The 1,434-nt window shown below is 62.3% G+C and carries 1 protein-coding gene; it reads right to left on the minus strand.

Going from position 1 to position 1,434, the window contains the following annotated elements:
* Window positions 1-11: 11 nt before the first annotated feature.
* Window positions 12-1,433, minus strand: a complete 1,422-nt coding sequence (gene hpnJ, locus U5A57_RS41190; protein WP_321918068.1) for a hopanoid biosynthesis associated radical SAM protein HpnJ — start codon at window positions 1,431-1,433, stop codon at window positions 12-14.
* Window position 1,434: the final 1 nt, after the last annotated feature.

Genomic DNA, 1,434 nt, shown 5'->3' on the forward strand with positions numbered 1-1,434 from the left:
CGCGCGGTCCATCATGCCTCGTGCGCGCGCAGGAAGCGGAAGAACTCCACGCCTTCGCGCAGACGCCGCTTCATCATGTCCCAGCTCGTGAGCATCTCGCGCACGATCTCCCAGATCTTCGAAGGCCGGAAATAGAACTGGCGATAGAACTGCTCCAGATGGTGATAGATCTCTTCGCGCGGCAGGTTCGGATAGCCGATTGCCGCCAGCTGCACGCCTTCCTTGCTCACCAGGTTGATCGTCTTGTTCTCTTCCATCCAGCCGTTTTCCACGGCCTGCTTGTACAGCGTCGTGCCCGGATACGGCGCGGCGAGTGACACCTGAATCGTGTGCGGATTGATTTCCTTCGCGTACTCGATCGTCTTCCTGATCGTGTCCTGCGTCTCGCCCGGCAGCCCCAGAATGAAGGTGCCGTGAATCTTGATGCCGAGCGTCTTGCAGTCGGCGCTGAAGCGGCGCGCAAAGTCCGTGCGCACGCCCTTCTTGATGTTCACGAGAATCTGGTCGTCGCCCGACTCGAAGCCCACGAGCAGCAGACGCAGGCCGTTCTCCTTCATCACCTTCAGCGTCTTGTACGGCACGTTCGCCTTCGCGTTGCACGACCACGTCATGCCGAGCTTGCCGAGGCCAATCGCGATCGCTTCGGCGCGCGGCAGGTCGTCGGTGAAGGTGTCGTCGTCGAACATCAGTTCCTTGACTTCCGGCATGTTGTCGCGGATCCACTTCGCTTCCGCCAGCACGTTCTCGACCGAGCGCGTGCGGTAGCGGTGGCCGCTCACCGTCTGCGGCCACAGGCAGAACGTGCAGCGCGACTTGCAGCCGCGCCCCGTATAGATCGACACGTACGGGTAGTTCAGATAGCCGATGAAGTAGTTGTCGATCTTCAGGTCGCGCTTGTAGATGGGCGCGACGAACGGCAGCTCGTCCATGTTCTCGAGAATCGGCCGCGCTTCGTTGTGCTCGATCGAGCCGTCCTTCGCGCGCCAGCTCAAGCCCTTGATCTCGGCGAACGGCCGGCCCTCGGCGATTTCCTTGCAGGTGTAATCGAATTCCTCGCGGCAGACGAAATCGATCGCCTCGGTCGCCGTGAGCGAGTTGTGCGGATCGACCATCACCTTCGCGCCGACCATGCCGACGATGAGCGTCGGCTTGCGCTTCTTCAGGTCTTCGGCGAAGAGCGCGTCGGTCGGGAACGACGGTGTGCTCGTGTGAATGATCACGAGGTCATAGTCCATCGCGATCTTCAGCGTGGCTTCCACGCCGATGCCGTCGGCCGGCGCGTCGAGCACGCGGCTGTCGGGCACGAGGGCCGCGGGCTGCGCAAGCCACGTGGGATACCAGAACGAGCGGATCTCGCGCTTTGCCTGGTAGCGCGAGCCCGCGCCACCGTCGAAGCCGTCATACGACGGGGCCTGCAGAAACAGCGTTTTCATA

The organism is Paraburkholderia sp. J11-2, assembly GCF_905220185.1.
Taxonomy (GTDB): domain Bacteria; phylum Pseudomonadota; class Gammaproteobacteria; order Burkholderiales; family Burkholderiaceae; genus Paraburkholderia.

What these genes read in the sequence shown, in the direction of transcription:
- hpnJ (WP_321918068.1), bottom strand. Translation starts at nt 1,433, where the DNA reads ATGAAAACGCTGTTTCTGCAGGCCCCGTCGTATGACGGCTTCGACGGT.